The sequence below is a fragment of the Terrabacter sp. P2_E3 genome (assembly GCF_056403915.1).
Genome location: NZ_JBFUEN010000004.1, coordinates 106,876 through 121,259 on the forward strand (window position 1 = coordinate 106,876; position 14,384 = coordinate 121,259).

Sequence of the window (14,384 nt, forward strand, 5' to 3'; positions counted from 1 at the left end):
GCCCAGTCGCGGGTCGTGGCACCCAGTGCTTTTAGGAGCGCACTCACATGGCAGGTGGAAACCCGGTCTTCGACCGGCTCAACAAGCAGATCGAGAAGGAGCGCTACGCCGGCTTCGGCTCGCCGCAGGGCAGCCCGCAGCAGGCGCAGCAGGGCACCCAGGCTGCGACGACCGGTTACGCGGGCCAGGACGCGATGACGGCGCAGCAGCTCAACGAGATGTACGCGCAGCCGCCGGCCGGCCCGGCCGACACCGGTCGCGTCACGGTCGACGACGTCGTCGTCAAGAGCATCACGCTCTTCGTCGTCACGGTCGCCGTGGCCTTCGTGTCGTGGTTCTGGACCGAGGCCAACACCGACATGACGCTGCCGTTCTGGCTCGGCGGCATGTTCGGCACGCTGATCCTCGGCTTCGTCATCGCCTTCATGAAGACGGTCTCGGTGCCGCTGCTCATGGTCTACGCCGTGCTGCAGGGTGCCTTCCTCGGCGCCTTCAGCCAGTACATCGCGGCGATCCCGGACTACGACGGCGTCGTGCAGATGGCCGTCCTCGCCACGCTCTGCGTCTTCGTGGCCATGTACGTCGGCTACGCGACCGGCTTCGTCAAGGTCAACGACAAGACGCGCCGGATGTTCTTCTTCGCGATCGTCGGCTACGGCCTCTTCTCGCTGCTGCAGGTCGTGCTCCTCATGACCGGCGTCATCGACGGCTGGGGCTTCGGCGGCAGCGGCATGCTCGGCATCGGCCTGTCGATCCTCGGCGTCGGCCTCGCGTCGTACTCGCTGGCCATCGACTTCGACTCGATCGACCGTGCGGTCCAGATGGGCGCCCCGAAGAAGTACTCGTGGCTGCTCGCCCACGGCCTCATCGTCTCGATCGTCTGGCTCTACATCGAGTTCGTCCGCCTCTTCGCGCGTCTGCGCGACTGACGCGCTCGTGACACCTCAGAGCGTGGGTTCGCCGACCCCGCACGAGGTGTCCGACGAGCTCCGGCGCGTGGTCGAGCGGTGGCACCAGCTGCCGCTCGACCACGCGCTTTCGCGTATGCCGTCCGTCCGGGCCCTCGTCCAGAGGCTCGCCGACCGGGTGGCCGGGTCCCGTGGCGTCGATGCGCAGCCGGTGCCCGACCTCGGCCCGGCCGTCGTCATGGAGCAGCTGGCCGTCATGGTCCTCGACCTCTTCCGGGCCGAGCCAGACGCTGACCCGGCCGAAGTCGCGGACGAGCTCGCCGGCATACGCCGTTCCCTCTAGTCGAGGACCTCCCCGGCCCCGAACGTCGAGTGGGCACCCWCCCSGCGGGGAGGGCCGCCGACGCACATCGTCTCGAGGCCGAACTGGCCGTCACGCTCGCGGAGCGCGTTGATGAGCGTGCCGGTGATGCGGGCTCCGGTGGCGCCGAACGGGTGGCCGATCGCGATGGCACCGCCGTTGACGTTGAGCTTGTCGTAGTCCATGCCGATCTGGTCGGCCGACCCGATGACCTGCGCGGCGAAGGCCTCGTTGATCTCGTAGAGGTCGATGTCGCCGATCGACAGTCCGGCCCGCTTGAGCGCGAGGTTCGTCGCCTCGACCGGACCGAGGCCCATGATCTCGGGGGAGAGGCCCGTCGCGGCCGTCGAGACGACGCGGGCGAGCGGCTCGAGGCCGAGCTCCTTGGCCTTGGTGTCGCTCATGATGACGAGCGCCGCGGCGCCGTCGTTGAGGGGGCAGCAGTTGCCGGCCGTGACCGTGCCTTCCTGCCGGAAGACGGGGTTGAGACCTTGGACGGCCTCGAGGGTGACGCCGGCGCGGGGGCCGTCGTCCTTGCTCACGACGGTGCCGTCGGGCGTCGTGACCGGCGTGATCTCCCAGTCGAAGAAGCCCCGCCCGATGGCGGCCTCGGCGCGGTTCTGGCTCGTGACCCCCCACTCGTCCTGGCGCTCGCGCGAGATGCCGTAGGCCGTCGCGACGTTCTCGGCCGTCTGGCCCATCGCGATGTAGATGTCGGGGAGCAGGCCCTCCTCGCGGGGGTCGGTCCACGTCTCGTTGGTCTCGGCAATGCGCTTGGTGCGGGCCTGGGCGTCGGCGAAGCGGCCGTTCTGCTGGTCCTCCTTGGCGCCACCGGCGCCGGCCCAGTCGGTGTACTGCGAGACGCACTCGACACCGGCCGAGACGAAGATGTCGCCCTCGCCGGCCTTGATCGCGTGGAAGGCCATCCGCGTCGTCTGGGCCGAGGAGGCGCAGAAGCGGTTGATCGTCGCGGCAGGGGTGGCGTCGAGGTCGAGGAGCGTGGCGACGACCTTGGCCATGTTGGAGCCGTGCCGGCCCGAGGGCTCGGCGCAGCCGAGGTAGAGGTCCTCGACGAGGCGCTTGTCGAGGGCGGGCACCTTGTCGAGCGCGGCCTGGATGACGGTCGCGGCGAGGTCGTCGGGACGGACCTCCTTGAGCGAGCCCTTGAAGGCCCGGCCGAACGGCGAGCGGGCGGTCGAGACGATGACGGCTTCGGTCACGGGGGATCTCCTGGTGCAGCATCGACGGCCCGCGCGGCGGTGCGACGGGCGACTAAGCGCTTGCTCAGTCCCCACGATGGTAGGACGTCCTCGCGCCGGTTGGACAGGCCACCGGCCATGACGTGCGTCTCGCCCACCCCACGCGAACGCTCGGTCCGCTGCGCCCCGACAGGGCGCACCGAGGACGCCTCCCGCCGAGCGGGTACGACTCCGAGGTCCGCCAGGGCGACCGCTAGGGTGGATGAGTTGTCGGCGCCTCCACGCGCCGGCCGGGTCCGGACGCTCACGCCGGACCCTCCGACGATCAGGGGGCACGCCCACCATGAAGACCTTCACGACCCGCGTCGTCGCCGTGTCCGGCGCGATCGCGATCAGCCTCGGCGCCGCCGCGTGCTCGAAGTCCGAGACGCCCGCCACCGGCTCCACCAGCTCGAGTGCGTCGACGCCCGCCGCCTCGGCGAGCTCGTCCACGTCGGCCGCCAGCGACGCCCCCGAGGCGTCGGAGATCCTCGACAAGGCCAAGACGAACGCGCTCGCAGCGACGTCGGGCGCCTTCGTCGGCCAGGTCGACCAGAGCGGCAAGACGATCAAGATCGACTTCAAGGGCACGAGCGACGGCAAGACCGCCGACATCACCATCGAGCTCGAGGGCGACGGCAAGGCGCGCGTCATCTCCGTCGGCGACGCCGTCTACATCCAGGGCGACGCGACCTTCTGGAAGAAGCAGGGCGCTCCGGCGTCGGTGCAGAACGCCGGCGACAAGTTCATCAAGGCGCCGTCCTCGGCCGGGTCGATGACCCAGAGCCTCAGCCTCAACACCTTCCTCCAGAAGGCCTTCGGCGCGGTCACGCCCCAGCAGCTGGCCACCGACGTCGCGAGCGAGAACGTCGGCGGCGTGGACTGCTGGGTCCTCACCGACAAGAAGGGCAAGTCGGAGGGCGCGCTCTACGTCTCGAAGGACAAGTTCGAGGTCGTGCGCTTCACCGGCTCCAAGGCCAGCCCCGGTCAGCTCGACTTCTCGCAGTGGAACGCCGACCTCGGCATCAAGGCGCCCGACGCCAGCCAGATCATGAAGATCAGCTGACCTCGTCCACCCTGCGAAGGGGCCGTCCGTATCAGCGGGCGGCCCCTTCAGCATGTCCCGGTCAGTGCAGGACGGGGTCCTCGGCGCGGCCGCCGGCCGGCCGCTCGTCGGTGCCGGCGGGGTGGTCGGCCGAGTCCGTCCGGTCGGTGACGTCCGACGGGGCCGGGTCCAGGTCACCGAGGGCGTGTGCCGTCCCGGACGTCCCAGCATCCGGCGCTGTCGGGTCGCCGGGCACGGTGGGGCGGATGCGGTGCAGCAGCACGGCCCAGCGTCCGTGGGCTCCGCGCGCCTGGCCGCCCACCTCGGCCGGAGCCACCTCGGTGCCCGGCTGGGTCACCGCCTTGGTCGCGGCCACCGCCAGGGGCCCGACGCTCTCGCCGCGCCGCAGGTTGGGCTCGGTGGGGGCACTGCCCTCGCCGAAGAGGTCGAGCGCCGCGCTCACCGTCGGGAGCAGGGCGGCGGCGACGCGGGCGTAGCCGGCCGGGCTCGGGTGGAAGCGGTCCTTGCTGAACATGACATGGGGCTCGGCCGAGAACGCCTCGCTGAGCAGGTCGCCGATCGACACGGCGCGTCCGCCGGCCTCGACGACGGCGACGGTCTGGGCCGCTGCGAGGTCACGCGACCAGCGGCGGGCGAGCAGGCGCAGCGGCTGGGGCACGGGCTGGATGGCGCCGAGGTCGGGGCACGTGCCGACGACGACCTCGGCCCCGGCCTCCCGTAGGCCGCACACGGCCATCTCGAGGTGGCGCACGGCGATCGAACGGTCGATGCGGTGGGTCACGTCGTTGGCGCCGACCATGATGACGGCGACGTCGGGCTGGGGGACGGCCGCGAGGCCGCGCTCGAGCTGCTCGTCGAGGCCGGTCGACTCGGCGCCGATGACGGCGACGTTGGTCAGCTCGACAGGGCGGCCGCTGAAGGCGGCGATGCCGCTCGCGATCGTCGCCCCGACCGTCTGGTGGGGGTGTTCGGCGCCCATCCCGACCCCGGTCGAGTCGCCGAGCACGAGGAACCGCACCGCCGTCCCCGAGCCGGCCCCGTAGGTGCCGCTGTCGGACGGTGCGCCCTCGAAGTGCTGGCCCACGATCCTCCGGGCCATCATCGCCTCGCCGCGCAGGATGCCGTAGCCGAGGGCTCCGAGCGCGCCGAGACCGGCGACCCCCATCCCACCGCCGTAGGCGGCCGCCTGGGCGATCTTGCGCGCGCGTCGTGCACGCCCCATGCCGGACCCCCTTCCTCTGCCGTGTCGAGATGCTCGACCGGGTCCACCACGGTAACGCCCGGGCCGGACGCTCCGTGCCGCTTCGCACGTCCTGCCGGCGCGGTGGCGGGCACCCGCGTGTCTCGGACCGTGGGACGGCCCTCCTAGGATGGACGCGTGAAGTACGCAGAGAACGTCGCCGACCTCGTCGGCAACACGCCCCTGGTCAAGCTCGGTTCCGTCGTCGCGGACGCGGGGGTGAGGTGCACGGTGCTGGCGAAGGTCGAGTACTTCAACCCCGGCGGCTCGGTGAAGGACCGCATCGCCCTGCGCATGGTCGAGGCCGCCGAGCGGGACGGCCTGCTGAAGCCCGGCGGCACCATCGTCGAGCCGACGAGCGGCAACACCGGTGTCGGTCTGGCCCTCGTGGCGCAGCGCCGCGGCTACCACTGCGTGTTCGTCTGCCCCGACAAGGTGAGCCAGGACAAGCGCGACGTGCTCAAGGCCTACGGCGCCGAGGTCGTCGTCTGCCCGACGGCCGTCGAGCCCGAGCACCCCGACTCCTACTACTCCGTCTCCGACCGCCTCGTCCGCGAGATCGACGGCGCGTGGAAGCCGAACCAGTACTACAACCCCGAGGGTCCGAACAGCCACTACCTGACGACCGGACCCGAGATCTGGCGCGACACCGACGGGCGCATCACGCACTTCGTCGCGGGCGCGGGCACGGGCGGCACGATCAGCGGCACCGGCAAGTACCTCAAGGAGGTCAGCGACGGCGCCGTGCGCATCATCGCGGCCGACCCGGAGGGCTCCGTCTACTCCGGCGGCACGGGCCGCCCCTACCTCGTCGAGGGAGTCGGTGAGGACTTCTGGCCGGGCGCCTACGACCCGTCCGTCGTCGACGACGTCATCGCCGTCAGCGACGCCGACTCCTTCGAGATGACCCGTCGACTCGCCCGCGAGGAGGGCCTGCTCGTCGGTGGCTCGTGCGGCATGGCCGTCGTGGCCGCGCTGCGTGCCGCGAAGGACCTGCCCGAGGACGCCGTCATGGTCGTGCTGCTGCCCGACTCGGGCCGCGGCTACATGAGCAAGATCTTCAACGACGAGTGGATGCACTCCTACGGCTTCCTCAACGACCACACCGAGGCGACGGTCGGGTCCGTGCTCCACGGCAAGTCCGGTGACATGCCGGCCCTCGTGCACACGCACCCCAACGAGACGATCCGCGACGCCGTGCAGATCCTGCGCGAGTACGGCGTCTCGCAGATGCCGGTCGTCAAGGCCGAGCCGCCCGTCATGTCCGGCGAGGTCGCGGGCTCGGTCAGCGAGCGGGCCCTGCTCGCAGCGCTCTTCACCGGTCAGGCGCACCTCGCCGACTCCGTAGAGAAGCACATGGAGAAGGGCCTGCCCCTCGTCGGCGCCGGCTCACCCGTCTCGGCGGCCCGCAAGGAGCTCGAGGAGTCCGACGCGATACTCGTCGTCGAGGACGGCAAGCCGATCGGTGTGCTGACCCGGGCCGACCTGCTCGGCTTCCTCGCCGACTGACCCCGTCAGCTCCCGGTCAGCTCTCGCCTGAGACGCAGTATGCCGCTGGGCTCGCTTCCACGAGAAGCGAGCCCAGCGGCATACGTACGGAGCGTGGTGTGGCTCAGGCGTCCTGCTTGGCCTTCGCCTCGGCCTTCTTGGCCTGCTTGAACTCCCGCACCTTGAGAAGGGAGTCGCCGTCGACGACGTCGGCCACCGAGCGGTAGCCGTCGAGCGCGTAGTCACCGGCGACGGCCTCCCAGCCCTCCGGCCGGACCCCGAGCTGCTTGGCGAGCAGCGCCACGAAGATCTGTGCCTTCTGCTTGCCGAAGCCCGGCAGCTCCTGGACCCGCTTGAACAGCTCCTTGCCCGTCGTCGCCTCGGTCCAGAGCCTGGTCACGTCGCCGTCGTAGCGGTCCTCGACGAGGGCGGCGAGCTCCTGCAGCCGGGCCGCCATCGAGCCGGGGAAGCGGTGGATCGCCGGGGGAGTGCTGGCCATGGCCTTGAACTCCTCGGGGTCAGCGGCGGCGATCGCGGCCGGGTCGAGGGTGCCGAAGCGGCTCAGCACCTTGTAGCCGCCGCGGAACGCGTGCTCCATGCCGTACTGCTGGTCGAGCATCATCCCGACGACGACGGCGAAGGGGTGCTCGTCGAGGACCTGGTCCGCGGCGGGTTCGTTGGCGATGTGGAAGGCCATGCAGGCATGCTCTCACGCGTCCGTCGCCTGACGGCGGGACCGGCGGGGACCGGGGGCGGCCGGGAGGGGAGGGCTACCGGGTCGGGACCCGGACCCACGACCCGGGTCCGCCGGTGACCTCTCCCGCGCCTGCGGTGAGCGCGCCGACGAGCCCGCGCACGGAGTCCCCCGTGCCGGGCTCGACCGCGACGTCGAGGACGAGCCCGGTTGCGCCCCACGTCGTCGAGGTGACGGCGCAGCCCGGGTGGCCGCGCAAGGCGTTCTCGACGCGGGGCCCGTCGGCGCTGCCCACCGTGACGACGAGCCCCTCGCGCCGCGCGTACGCCACCACCGTCGCAGTGTCGACGGCGGCGGACACGGCGTCCCCGTACGCGCGGATCAGACCCCCCGTGCCGAGCAGGGTGCCACCGAACCACCGGGTCACGACGGCGACGACGTCGGTCAGGCCCTGTCCGCGCAGCACGTCGAGCATCGGCGCGCCGGCCGTGCCCGACGGCTCGCCGTCGTCGTTGCTGCGCTGCGTGCCACCGTCGGGCCCCAGGACGAACGCCGTGCAGTGGTGACGCGCGTCCCGCGTGGCCGACCGCACCGACTCGACGAACGCCCGGGCGTCCTCCTCGGACGGCACCGGCGCGACGTCGCAGACGAAGCGCGACCGCTTCACCTCGAGCTCGGCGGAGGCCGGGGACGCGAGGGTGAGGTAGCGACGTGGCGGTCTCAGCGGCATACCTTCTCGGGCGGTGGGCGGGACGCTCCGAGTATGCCGTCGAACCGGGGAGGGCTCCCCATTGCACGGGGCCGCGCCGGCAGGTGAGGATGGGCCCGGTGTGCAGGGGTGAAGGGGAGATCTGTGTTCTCGAAGGGTGCTGACGTCGACGCGCTGCGCGACTCGGCGGGCCGGATGGCGTCGTTCGGCCGTGAGGTCGACGTCGTCCGCGCGCGTGGGCAGCGAGCCGTGTCGACGATGCAGCGGGCCTGGCAGGGGCCGGACCTGCAACACCTCGTCGAGCGGTGGCGGCGGGTCGAGCACGACCTCACGCGCATCAGCACGGAGTTCGACCGGCTGTCGCGACGCCTGCACGACAACGCCGACCTCCAGCACCGCTCGAGCGGCAGCTCCGTCGCCGGAGGGTCGCACCACGGCGTCGGCGGTGGAGGTGGTGCTGTGGCGCCCGCGGGCGGTCACACAGGTGGCCACGGGGAAGGTCACGGGCGTGGTCACGGGGGTCGACCCATGCTGCACGCCGCGTCCGCCGCCGCGTGGTCGCAGGTCTTCGTCGGGTGGGGCCCGGACGGCGGTCGACCGCTCGTCACGCCGGGCGTTCCGCAGCCGCTGCACGGGATGGGCTGGGGTCACTGGTTCGGCAGCCCGTCCGTCGGTGCCGGGTCGGGGCCGGTCGACGCGACGTACGGCCCGGTCCTTCCTGCCGACGTGGCAGCGGCGGCAGCGCACGGTCTCGGCCTGCCGATCCGCTGAGGACGCCCGAGCCGTCGGGACGGCTCAGCACGGTCGGGTCGCGGCTCGCCCGGACCGTGGCCTCGCGCGGACAGCCGTGCCCGGGCTGAGAGACTGGCGCCATGCACCCGTTCGCAGTGGCCCTCGGCGGCGCCGTGGGCACGCTGCTTCGGCTGCTCCTGACGATGGGCGGCAGCGGCGCGGCCGGCTGGGACCCGCGGATCAGCGTCATCAACGTCGTCGGTGCCTTCCTGCTCGGCGTGCTCGTCCGGCTTCCCGTGCGGCCCCGACTGCGCTCGATGCTCGCCTCGGGCGGCCTCGGCTCGCTGACGTCCTTCTCGGCGCTCAGCATCGCCTTCGTCGACGGCACCCCCGGGTATGCCGTCGCGCTCGGCCTGCTGACGAGCATCGTCCTCGGGGTGGCCGCGGCGGCGCTGGGCATGTGGCTGGGTGGTCTGCTCACCGAGGGTGACAGGGAGACCGCGTGAGCGCGGTCGCGTGGTGGGGCTGGGCGCTTGCCGTGGGAGCCGGCTCGATCGGCGCCCTCCTGCGCACGTGGCTCGTGCGGACGCTGACGAAGCGTCCGCTGCCCTTCGGCGTGCTAGCCGCCAACGTCGTGGCGTCGGTGGTCGGTGGAGCCGTCGTGGCCGACCGGGTCGAGCTGGGGCCGACGTGGTCGCTCGTCCTCATCGGTGGCTTCTGCGGCGGCCTGTCGACCCTGTCGACGCTCGCGGCCGACACGGTGGAGCTGTGGCTCGAGAACCGTCGCCGTGACGCCGTCGGCAACATCGCCGTCAACGTTGCACTCGGGCTGTTCGCGGCCTGGGGCGCCTGGGCCCTCGTCAGCTGAGGTAGCGCTCGACGACGACGTCGACGAGCGCCTCGGGCGCGGGTTCGTGGGGCAGCAGGAGCGGCGGGGTGACGACGTCCGCGCCGGACCGGCCGGCGAGGTCGGCGAAGAACCCGGGTGCGAGAAGGTAGGTGGCGACGATCACGCGACGCCCCGGAACGCGTTGCGCTGCAACGACGTCGGCGAGCTTGGGCTCGGCGGCCGACAGGTAGCCGGCTACGACGGTTCGCCCCAGGCGCCGGCCGAGCGCGGCGGCGACGCGCTCGCAGTCGGCGACCGCCGAGGCCTGCGACGACCCGGCCGCACCGAGCACGACGGCGTCGTCGTCCCGCAGCCCGGCCGCCACGAGCCGGTCGCGCAGCAGGTCGGCAAGGCGGTCGTCGGGGCCGAGGGCCGGTGCGACCGTGGTGCCGGGCACTCGCTCGGCGGCCTCGGCGAGGTCGACGTAGACGTGGTAGCCGGCCGACAGGAGCAGTGGCACCAGACGGGCGGGCGCGTCGTCGTGCATGGACGACAGCACGGCGGCAGGGTCCGGGGGCTGCACGTCGACGAACGCCGCACGGACGGTGAGGTCCGGGCGTCGCGCGGCGACCGCCGCGACGAGGCTGCCGATGGCCGACCGGCCGGCGGCGGACGACGTGCCGTGCGCCACCGCCACGAGCACGGGCGCCGGTGCGGGCACGGGGCTGGTCATGGGCTCATTCTGTCAGGTCGGCCTCAGGTCGGGTCGGAGCGTGGGTGTCGTGGGACGCGCGTCGGGACCCGGTCGGGCGACCGCACGGGACGCGTACGCCCGGGTGAGTCCGCCGTTACCGGGGCATCGCGGGACGGAAACGCAGACGAAACACGCACTTCCTACCGTGGGAGCCGACGTGGACCACGAGCTGTGACGGGAGGACGCCGTGCTGATCGAGACCGACCTGACGGGACTACCCGTGCTCGTCGTGGGGCCTCCGGGCCTCACCGCCCCCGTCGTGCGTCGTCACGAGCGGGCAGGTGCCGTGGTCACGGTCGCCGCCTCGCCGGGGGACGTGACGCACGAGGTGTGCACACGTGCGCGGCTCGCGGTGCTCGTCGGGCCCGGAGCCGGGTGGGCCTCGGTCCGTGACGCGCTCGCGGGACGGTGCCCCGTCGTGACCGAGCCGGTCCCGGACGCGCCCCGGGGCCGGGTCGTCCTCGTGGGGGCGGGTCCCGGGGGTCTCGAGCTGCTGACGCTCGCCGGGATCCGCGCCCTCGCGGAGGCCGACGTCGTGCTCACCGACCGGCTCGCCGAGGTCGGTGACATCGCCCGCCTCGCCCCGGGGGCGGAGGTCGTCGACGTGGGCAAGCGGCCGGGACACCACGCGGTGCCCCAGGACGAGATCGAGCGGATCATGGTCGCGCGGGCCCTCGCCGGCCTCACGGTCGTGCGGCTCAAGGGTGGCGACCCCTACGTCTTCGGCCGGGGCGGCGAGGAGGTCGCGGCGGCCGTCGAGGCGGGGCTGCCCGTGACGGTCGTGCCCGGGGTCTCGTCGGCCGTCGGCGTGCCGGGGAGTGCCGGCATACCGGTGACCCACCGCGGTGTCAGCCACGCCTTCACCGTCGTGTCGGGCCACGTGCCGCTCGAGCCCGAGCAGGCGCGCGCGCTCGCGGGACTCGGGGGAACCGTCGTCTTCCTCATGGGGATGCACAACCTCGTCCCGCTGACGACGGCCCTGGCCCGGGCCGGACTCGCCGCAGACACCCCGGCTGCCGTCGTCGAGCGCGGCTTCACCCCCGACCAGCGCAGCATCGTCGGGACCCTCGCCACGCTGCCCGACCTCGTCGCCCGGGCCCGGGCGTCGTCGCCGTCGGTCATCGTCGTCGGCGAGGTCGTGCGCCAGACCGAGGTCTGGGCGCGTCGCGTGGGGGCCCGGGGCGCCGACGGCCTCGCGATGGACGTCGTCGCGTGAGCGAGCCGAGCGTCTCGTCCACGCGAGCAGCCGGGGTAGCGCGGGGCAGCCACCCGCCCACGGCGTGGTCGGCCCAGCTGACGGGACCCGATCCCGACGCCGTGCGCGTGGACCCCACCGGTCCGGTGCTCGACGGCTTCCGGATCGCCGTGACGTCCGACCGGCGGTCGGGAGACCTCATCGACGCCTTCGTGCGCCGCGGCGCCGAGGTGCTGCACGCGCCGGCCGTGCGCATCGCCCCTGTCGAGGAGGACGAGATCCTCATCGGTGACACGCGCGCCGTCATCGACTGCCGCCCCGACGTCGTCATCGTCACGACGGCCTACGGCTTCCGGCGCTGGATCGAGGCGGCCGATGCGGCCGGTCTCGGTGAGGACCTGGCGCGAACCCTCGACCACGCCCGCATCATCGTCCGCGGACCCAAGGCGCGGGGCGCCGTGCGGGCGGCCGGTCACGACGACGACGGCATCGCCGACGACGAGCGGACCGCGTCGACCGTCGGGCTCGCCCTCGAGGGCGGCGTCGTCGGGAGGCGGGTCGCCGTGCAGCTGCACGGCCACGAGGACGTCGAGCAGCTCGAACGGCTGCGGTCGGCCGGGGCGACGGTGCTGACCGTGGCGCCCTACCGCTGGGTGCGGCCGACCGACGAGAGCCGGCTGGGACGTCTCGTCGCGGCCGTTGCGGCCCGTGAGGTCGACGTCGTCACCTTCACGTCGGCGCCGGCCGTCGACGGACTCGTCTCTGCCGCAGCGCAGCTCGGCATGGACGGCGTGCTCGTCGATGCCCTGCGGTGCGGCGTCACGGCCGCTGCGGTGGGACCGGTGACGGCGGCGCCGCTGCTCGACCTCGGGGTCACACCGATCGTGCCCGACCGCTTCCGGATGGGCGCGCTCATCCGCACCGTCGTCGAGCACCTGACGCTCAACGGTGTCGCCGAGGTCCAGACCGCGCTGGGTCCGCTCGTCGTGCACGGGCGGGTCGTGACCTTCGGCGGCGAGACGGTGACCCTGGCCCGCGGGCCGCGGGCGATGCTCGCCGCCCTGATGTCCGAGCCGGGCGCGGTGCTGAGCCGCGAGCGGCTCCTCGACGAGCTGCCCGAGGCCGAGAACGAGCACGCGCTCGACATGGCCGTGAGCCGGCTCCGGTCGGCGCTGCCCGACCGTCACCTCGTGCAGACCGTGGTGCGACGGGGCTACCGGCTCAACGTGTAGCGGCGGCCGCCTCGGCGTCGCCGACGATCGCGGGCGCGTGGTCGGCGATCCAGTCCATGAGCGGCACCATCCGCTCGGCGAGCTCGCCGCCACGGGCGGTGAGGGTGTACTCGACGTGCGGCGGGACGACCGGCCGGGCGTCCCGGTGGACGAGCCCGTCGGCCTCGAGCATGCGCAGGGTCTGGGCGAGCATCTTCTCGCTGACGCCTTCGGCGCGACGGCGCAGCTCGCTCCACCGCAGCGGATCGCCCTCGGCGAGGGCGAGGATGACGAGCGTGCCCCACTTGCTCGTCACGTGGTCCAGCACCACGCGGCTGGGGCAGTCGGAGGCGAAGACGCCGTCGGGGAAGTGCCGACGCAGGGTGGGACTAACCGTCATGTCAGTACCTTACTTCAAAGTGGGTACTAACTTCTGGGAAGCATGCTGTCGTAGCGGTCGTTCTTGAGGGTGTCAGCCCCACCCGAAAGGAACGTCATGACCCTTCTCGTCACCGGTGCCAGCGGTCACCTCGGCCGTCTCGTCGTCGAGTCCCTCCTCGAGCGCGGCACGCCCGCCGCCGACGTCGTCGCCATCGCCCGCAACCCCGAGTCCGTCGCCGACCTGGCTGACCGCGGTGTCGTGGTGCGCCGCGCCGACTACACCGACCCGGCGTCGCTCGACGCTGCGTTCGAAGGTGTCGACCGGCTCCTCCTCGTCTCCGGAAGCGAGGTCGGCCAGCGGATCGCCCAGCACGCCAACGTCATCGATGCGGCGAAGCGGGCCGGGGTGGGCTTCCTCGCCTACACGAGCATCACGCGCGCCGACACGTCCGACCTCGCGTTGGCCGCCGAGCACCGTGCCACGGAGGAGCTGCTCGCGGCGTCCGGCCTGCCGCACGCCCTGCTGCGCAACTCCTGGTACCTCGAGAACTACACCGGCCAGCTGCCGACCGTCCTCGAGCACGGCGCCGTCCTCGGTGCCGCCGGCGACGGGCGCGTCAGCGCCGCGACCCGGGCCGACTATGCCGACGCCGCCGCCGTCGTGCTCGCGGGTGAGGACGGACGGGGTCACGAGGGCGCCGTCTACGAGCTCGGCGGCGACGACGCGTTCACCCTCGGCGAGCTCGCCGAGACGGTGGGTCGCGTCGCCGGACGCGAGGTCGCCTACCGCGACCTGTCCGTCCCCGACTACACCGCGGCCCTCGTCGCGGCCGGCCTACCCGAAGGGTATGCCGGCGTGCTGGCCGACAGCGACCGCGGGATCGCCGAGGGGGCCCTGTTCACCGACAGCGGCGACCTGTCGCGTCTCATCGGCCGCCCGACGACCAGCCTCGAGGGCGCCCTGAGCGCCGCCTTCGTCGCCACCACCCCCACCGCCTGACCCCGCCTGACCCCGCTCACCCCGTTCCACCCGTCGAAAGGCCACACACCGGGCTCCGGTTTGTGGCCTTTCGACGGTGGGGACCCGCAGATCGTGGCCTTTCGACGGTGGGGGACCCGCAGATCGTGGCCTTTCGACGGTTCAGGGGAGGGGGAGGCCGACCCGCACGGTGCCGTGCTGGACGCGGACGGCATACGTCGGCAAGGCCACCTCGGGATCGTCGAGGGCGGCGCCGGTGCGCAGCGAGAAGACCTGCTTGAGCAGCGGTGAGGCCACGGTCGGCTCGCCGCCGCGGTCGCCGGTCAGGCCCCGCGAGAGGACCGCTGCCCGCGCGTACGGGTCGAGGTTGTCGACGGCGTAGATCATCCCGTTGGGCAGCAGGAAGAGGGCCGCCTGGGCGCCGCCGGGGAGGAGCACAGCGACACCCCGGCCGGGCACGAGCGCCGTGACCGGGCAGGCGGACACCCACTGTCTCGCTCCGGGGGACGGCAGGATGCCGGGCCGCACGACGTTGCGACCGGCCGCGGCCGCGACCTCGGCCGGCATTGCCTGGGGTGGGCTGACGAGTGTGGTCATGA

At 72.8% G+C, this 14,384-nt stretch carries 17 protein-coding genes; 10 read left to right on the plus strand and 7 right to left on the minus strand.

Annotated features, from left to right (window positions below; genetic code table 11):
* Positions 1 to 47: 47 nt before the first annotated feature.
* The gene (locus AC1DW8_RS06580) at positions 48 to 929 is read left to right on the plus strand and encodes a Bax inhibitor-1/YccA family protein (protein WP_056778039.1); all 882 of its coding nucleotides are present in this window, start codon (positions 48 to 50) and stop codon (positions 927 to 929) included.
* A 22-nt stretch (positions 930 to 951) separates the two neighbouring features.
* Positions 952 to 1,251: a hypothetical protein gene (locus AC1DW8_RS06585; protein WP_056778040.1), complete on the plus strand. Its 300-nt coding sequence runs from the start codon at positions 952 to 954 to the stop codon at positions 1,249 to 1,251.
* On the opposite strand, the gene AC1DW8_RS06590 is transcribed toward AC1DW8_RS06585, so the two are convergent.
* A complete protein-coding gene (locus AC1DW8_RS06590) occupies positions 1,248 to 2,489 on the minus strand; it encodes an acetyl-CoA C-acetyltransferase (RefSeq protein WP_478092729.1) in 1,242 nt (413 codons plus the stop codon). The two genes, AC1DW8_RS06585 and AC1DW8_RS06590, sit on opposite strands and share 4 nt — an antisense overlap.
* 322 nt (positions 2,490 to 2,811) lie before the next feature.
* Here AC1DW8_RS06590 and AC1DW8_RS06595 point away from each other — a divergent pair, with 322 nt between their 5' ends.
* Positions 2,812 to 3,573: a hypothetical protein gene (locus AC1DW8_RS06595; protein ID WP_056778045.1), complete on the plus strand. Its 762-nt coding sequence runs from the start codon at positions 2,812 to 2,814 to the stop codon at positions 3,571 to 3,573.
* A 61-nt stretch (positions 3,574 to 3,634) separates the two neighbouring features.
* On the opposite strand, the gene AC1DW8_RS06600 is transcribed toward AC1DW8_RS06595, so the two are convergent.
* The gene (locus AC1DW8_RS06600) at positions 3,635 to 4,795 is read right to left on the minus strand and encodes an SGNH/GDSL hydrolase family protein (protein WP_478092731.1); all 1,161 of its coding nucleotides are present in this window, start codon (positions 4,793 to 4,795) and stop codon (positions 3,635 to 3,637) included.
* Between the two features lie 156 nt (positions 4,796 to 4,951).
* Between AC1DW8_RS06600 and AC1DW8_RS06605 the strand changes: the two genes are divergently transcribed.
* A complete protein-coding gene (locus AC1DW8_RS06605; protein WP_056778051.1) occupies positions 4,952 to 6,322 on the plus strand; it encodes a cystathionine beta-synthase in 1,371 nt (456 codons plus the stop codon).
* 103 nt (positions 6,323 to 6,425) lie between these two features.
* Here the strand turns inward: AC1DW8_RS06605 and AC1DW8_RS06610 are convergent, their stop codons facing one another.
* Together AC1DW8_RS06610 and AC1DW8_RS06615 are read right to left on the minus strand one after the other, a co-directional pair.
* On the minus strand, positions 6,426 to 6,998 hold the full coding sequence (locus AC1DW8_RS06610) for an HhH-GPD-type base excision DNA repair protein (protein WP_056778052.1): 573 nt from the start codon (positions 6,996 to 6,998) through the stop codon (positions 6,426 to 6,428).
* Positions 6,999 to 7,071: 73 nt separating this feature from the next.
* Entirely contained in the window at positions 7,072 to 7,725 is a 654-nt protein-coding gene (locus tag AC1DW8_RS06615; RefSeq protein ID WP_478092736.1) for an IMPACT family protein, read from the minus strand.
* Positions 7,726 to 7,848: 123 nt separating this feature from the next.
* Between AC1DW8_RS06615 and AC1DW8_RS06620 the strand changes: the two genes are divergently transcribed.
* The 3 genes from AC1DW8_RS06620 to AC1DW8_RS06630 all read left to right on the plus strand — a co-directional run bounded on the left by AC1DW8_RS06620 (position 7,849) and on the right by AC1DW8_RS06630 (position 9,304).
* Positions 7,849 to 8,475 (plus strand): WXG100 family type VII secretion target, encoded by a 627-nt coding sequence (locus tag AC1DW8_RS06620; protein ID WP_056826738.1) that lies wholly within the window; start codon positions 7,849 to 7,851, stop codon positions 8,473 to 8,475.
* Between the two features lie 101 nt (positions 8,476 to 8,576).
* The gene (locus AC1DW8_RS06625; RefSeq protein ID WP_056778059.1) at positions 8,577 to 8,942 is read left to right on the plus strand and encodes a fluoride efflux transporter FluC; all 366 of its coding nucleotides are present in this window, start codon (positions 8,577 to 8,579) and stop codon (positions 8,940 to 8,942) included.
* Positions 8,939 to 9,304, plus strand: a complete 366-nt coding sequence (locus AC1DW8_RS06630) for a fluoride efflux transporter FluC (RefSeq protein ID WP_056778062.1) — start codon at positions 8,939 to 8,941, stop codon at positions 9,302 to 9,304. Before AC1DW8_RS06625 ends, AC1DW8_RS06630 begins: the two co-directional genes overlap by 4 nt.
* Here the strand turns inward: AC1DW8_RS06630 and AC1DW8_RS06635 are convergent.
* On the minus strand, positions 9,297 to 9,998 hold the full coding sequence (locus AC1DW8_RS06635) for a sirohydrochlorin chelatase (protein ID WP_478092738.1): 702 nt from the start codon (positions 9,996 to 9,998) through the stop codon (positions 9,297 to 9,299). The genes AC1DW8_RS06630 and AC1DW8_RS06635 overlap by 8 nt on opposite strands.
* Before the next feature lie 208 nt (positions 9,999 to 10,206).
* On the opposite strand from AC1DW8_RS06635, the gene cobA reads away from it, so the two are divergent.
* A complete protein-coding gene (cobA, locus tag AC1DW8_RS06640; protein WP_478092740.1) occupies positions 10,207 to 11,235 on the plus strand; it encodes a uroporphyrinogen-III C-methyltransferase in 1,029 nt (342 codons plus the stop codon).
* Positions 11,236 to 11,312: 77 nt separating this feature from the next.
* A complete protein-coding gene (locus AC1DW8_RS06645; RefSeq protein WP_443081175.1) occupies positions 11,313 to 12,446 on the plus strand; it encodes a uroporphyrinogen-III synthase in 1,134 nt (377 codons plus the stop codon).
* On the opposite strand, the gene AC1DW8_RS06650 is transcribed toward AC1DW8_RS06645, so the two are convergent.
* The gene (locus AC1DW8_RS06650; protein ID WP_056826742.1) at positions 12,436 to 12,825 is read right to left on the minus strand and encodes a winged helix-turn-helix transcriptional regulator; all 390 of its coding nucleotides are present in this window, start codon (positions 12,823 to 12,825) and stop codon (positions 12,436 to 12,438) included. The two genes, AC1DW8_RS06645 and AC1DW8_RS06650, sit on opposite strands and share 11 nt — an antisense overlap.
* 96 nt (positions 12,826 to 12,921) lie before the next feature.
* Between AC1DW8_RS06650 and AC1DW8_RS06655 the strand changes: the two genes are divergently transcribed.
* A complete protein-coding gene (locus AC1DW8_RS06655) occupies positions 12,922 to 13,806 on the plus strand; it encodes an SDR family oxidoreductase (protein ID WP_056778078.1) in 885 nt (294 codons plus the stop codon).
* 141 nt (positions 13,807 to 13,947) lie between these two features.
* On the opposite strand, the gene nirD is transcribed toward AC1DW8_RS06655, so the two are convergent.
* Positions 13,948 to 14,382 carry a nitrite reductase small subunit NirD gene (gene nirD / locus AC1DW8_RS06660; RefSeq protein WP_478092743.1) on the minus strand — a complete coding sequence of 145 codons (435 nt, stop codon included), beginning with the start codon at positions 14,380 to 14,382 and terminating at the stop codon, positions 13,948 to 13,950.
* Between the last annotated feature and the right edge of the window lie 2 nt (positions 14,383 to 14,384).

Coding starts and splice junctions, on each gene's coding strand:
- AC1DW8_RS06610 (WP_056778052.1), bottom strand. CDS start 6,998: ATGGCCTTCCACATCGCCAACGAACCCGCCGCGGACCAGGTCCTCGAC.
- AC1DW8_RS06625 (WP_056778059.1), top strand. CDS start 8,577: ATGCACCCGTTCGCAGTGGCCCTCGGCGGCGCCGTGGGCACGCTGCTT.
- AC1DW8_RS06600 (WP_478092731.1), bottom strand. CDS start 4,795: ATGGGGCGTGCACGACGCGCGCGCAAGATCGCCCAGGCGGCCGCCTAC.
- AC1DW8_RS06580 (WP_056778039.1), top strand. CDS start 48: ATGGCAGGTGGAAACCCGGTCTTCGACCGGCTCAACAAGCAGATCGAG.
- AC1DW8_RS06595 (WP_056778045.1), top strand. CDS start 2,812: ATGAAGACCTTCACGACCCGCGTCGTCGCCGTGTCCGGCGCGATCGCG.
- AC1DW8_RS06650 (WP_056826742.1), bottom strand. CDS start 12,825: ATGACGGTTAGTCCCACCCTGCGTCGGCACTTCCCCGACGGCGTCTTC.
- AC1DW8_RS06615 (WP_478092736.1), bottom strand. CDS start 7,725: ATGCCGCTGAGACCGCCACGTCGCTACCTCACCCTCGCGTCCCCGGCC.
- AC1DW8_RS06635 (WP_478092738.1), bottom strand. CDS start 9,998: ATGACCAGCCCCGTGCCCGCACCGGCGCCCGTGCTCGTGGCGGTGGCG.
- AC1DW8_RS06655 (WP_056778078.1), top strand. CDS start 12,922: ATGACCCTTCTCGTCACCGGTGCCAGCGGTCACCTCGGCCGTCTCGTC.
- nirD (WP_478092743.1), bottom strand. CDS start 14,382: ATGACCACACTCGTCAGCCCACCCCAGGCAATGCCGGCCGAGGTCGCG.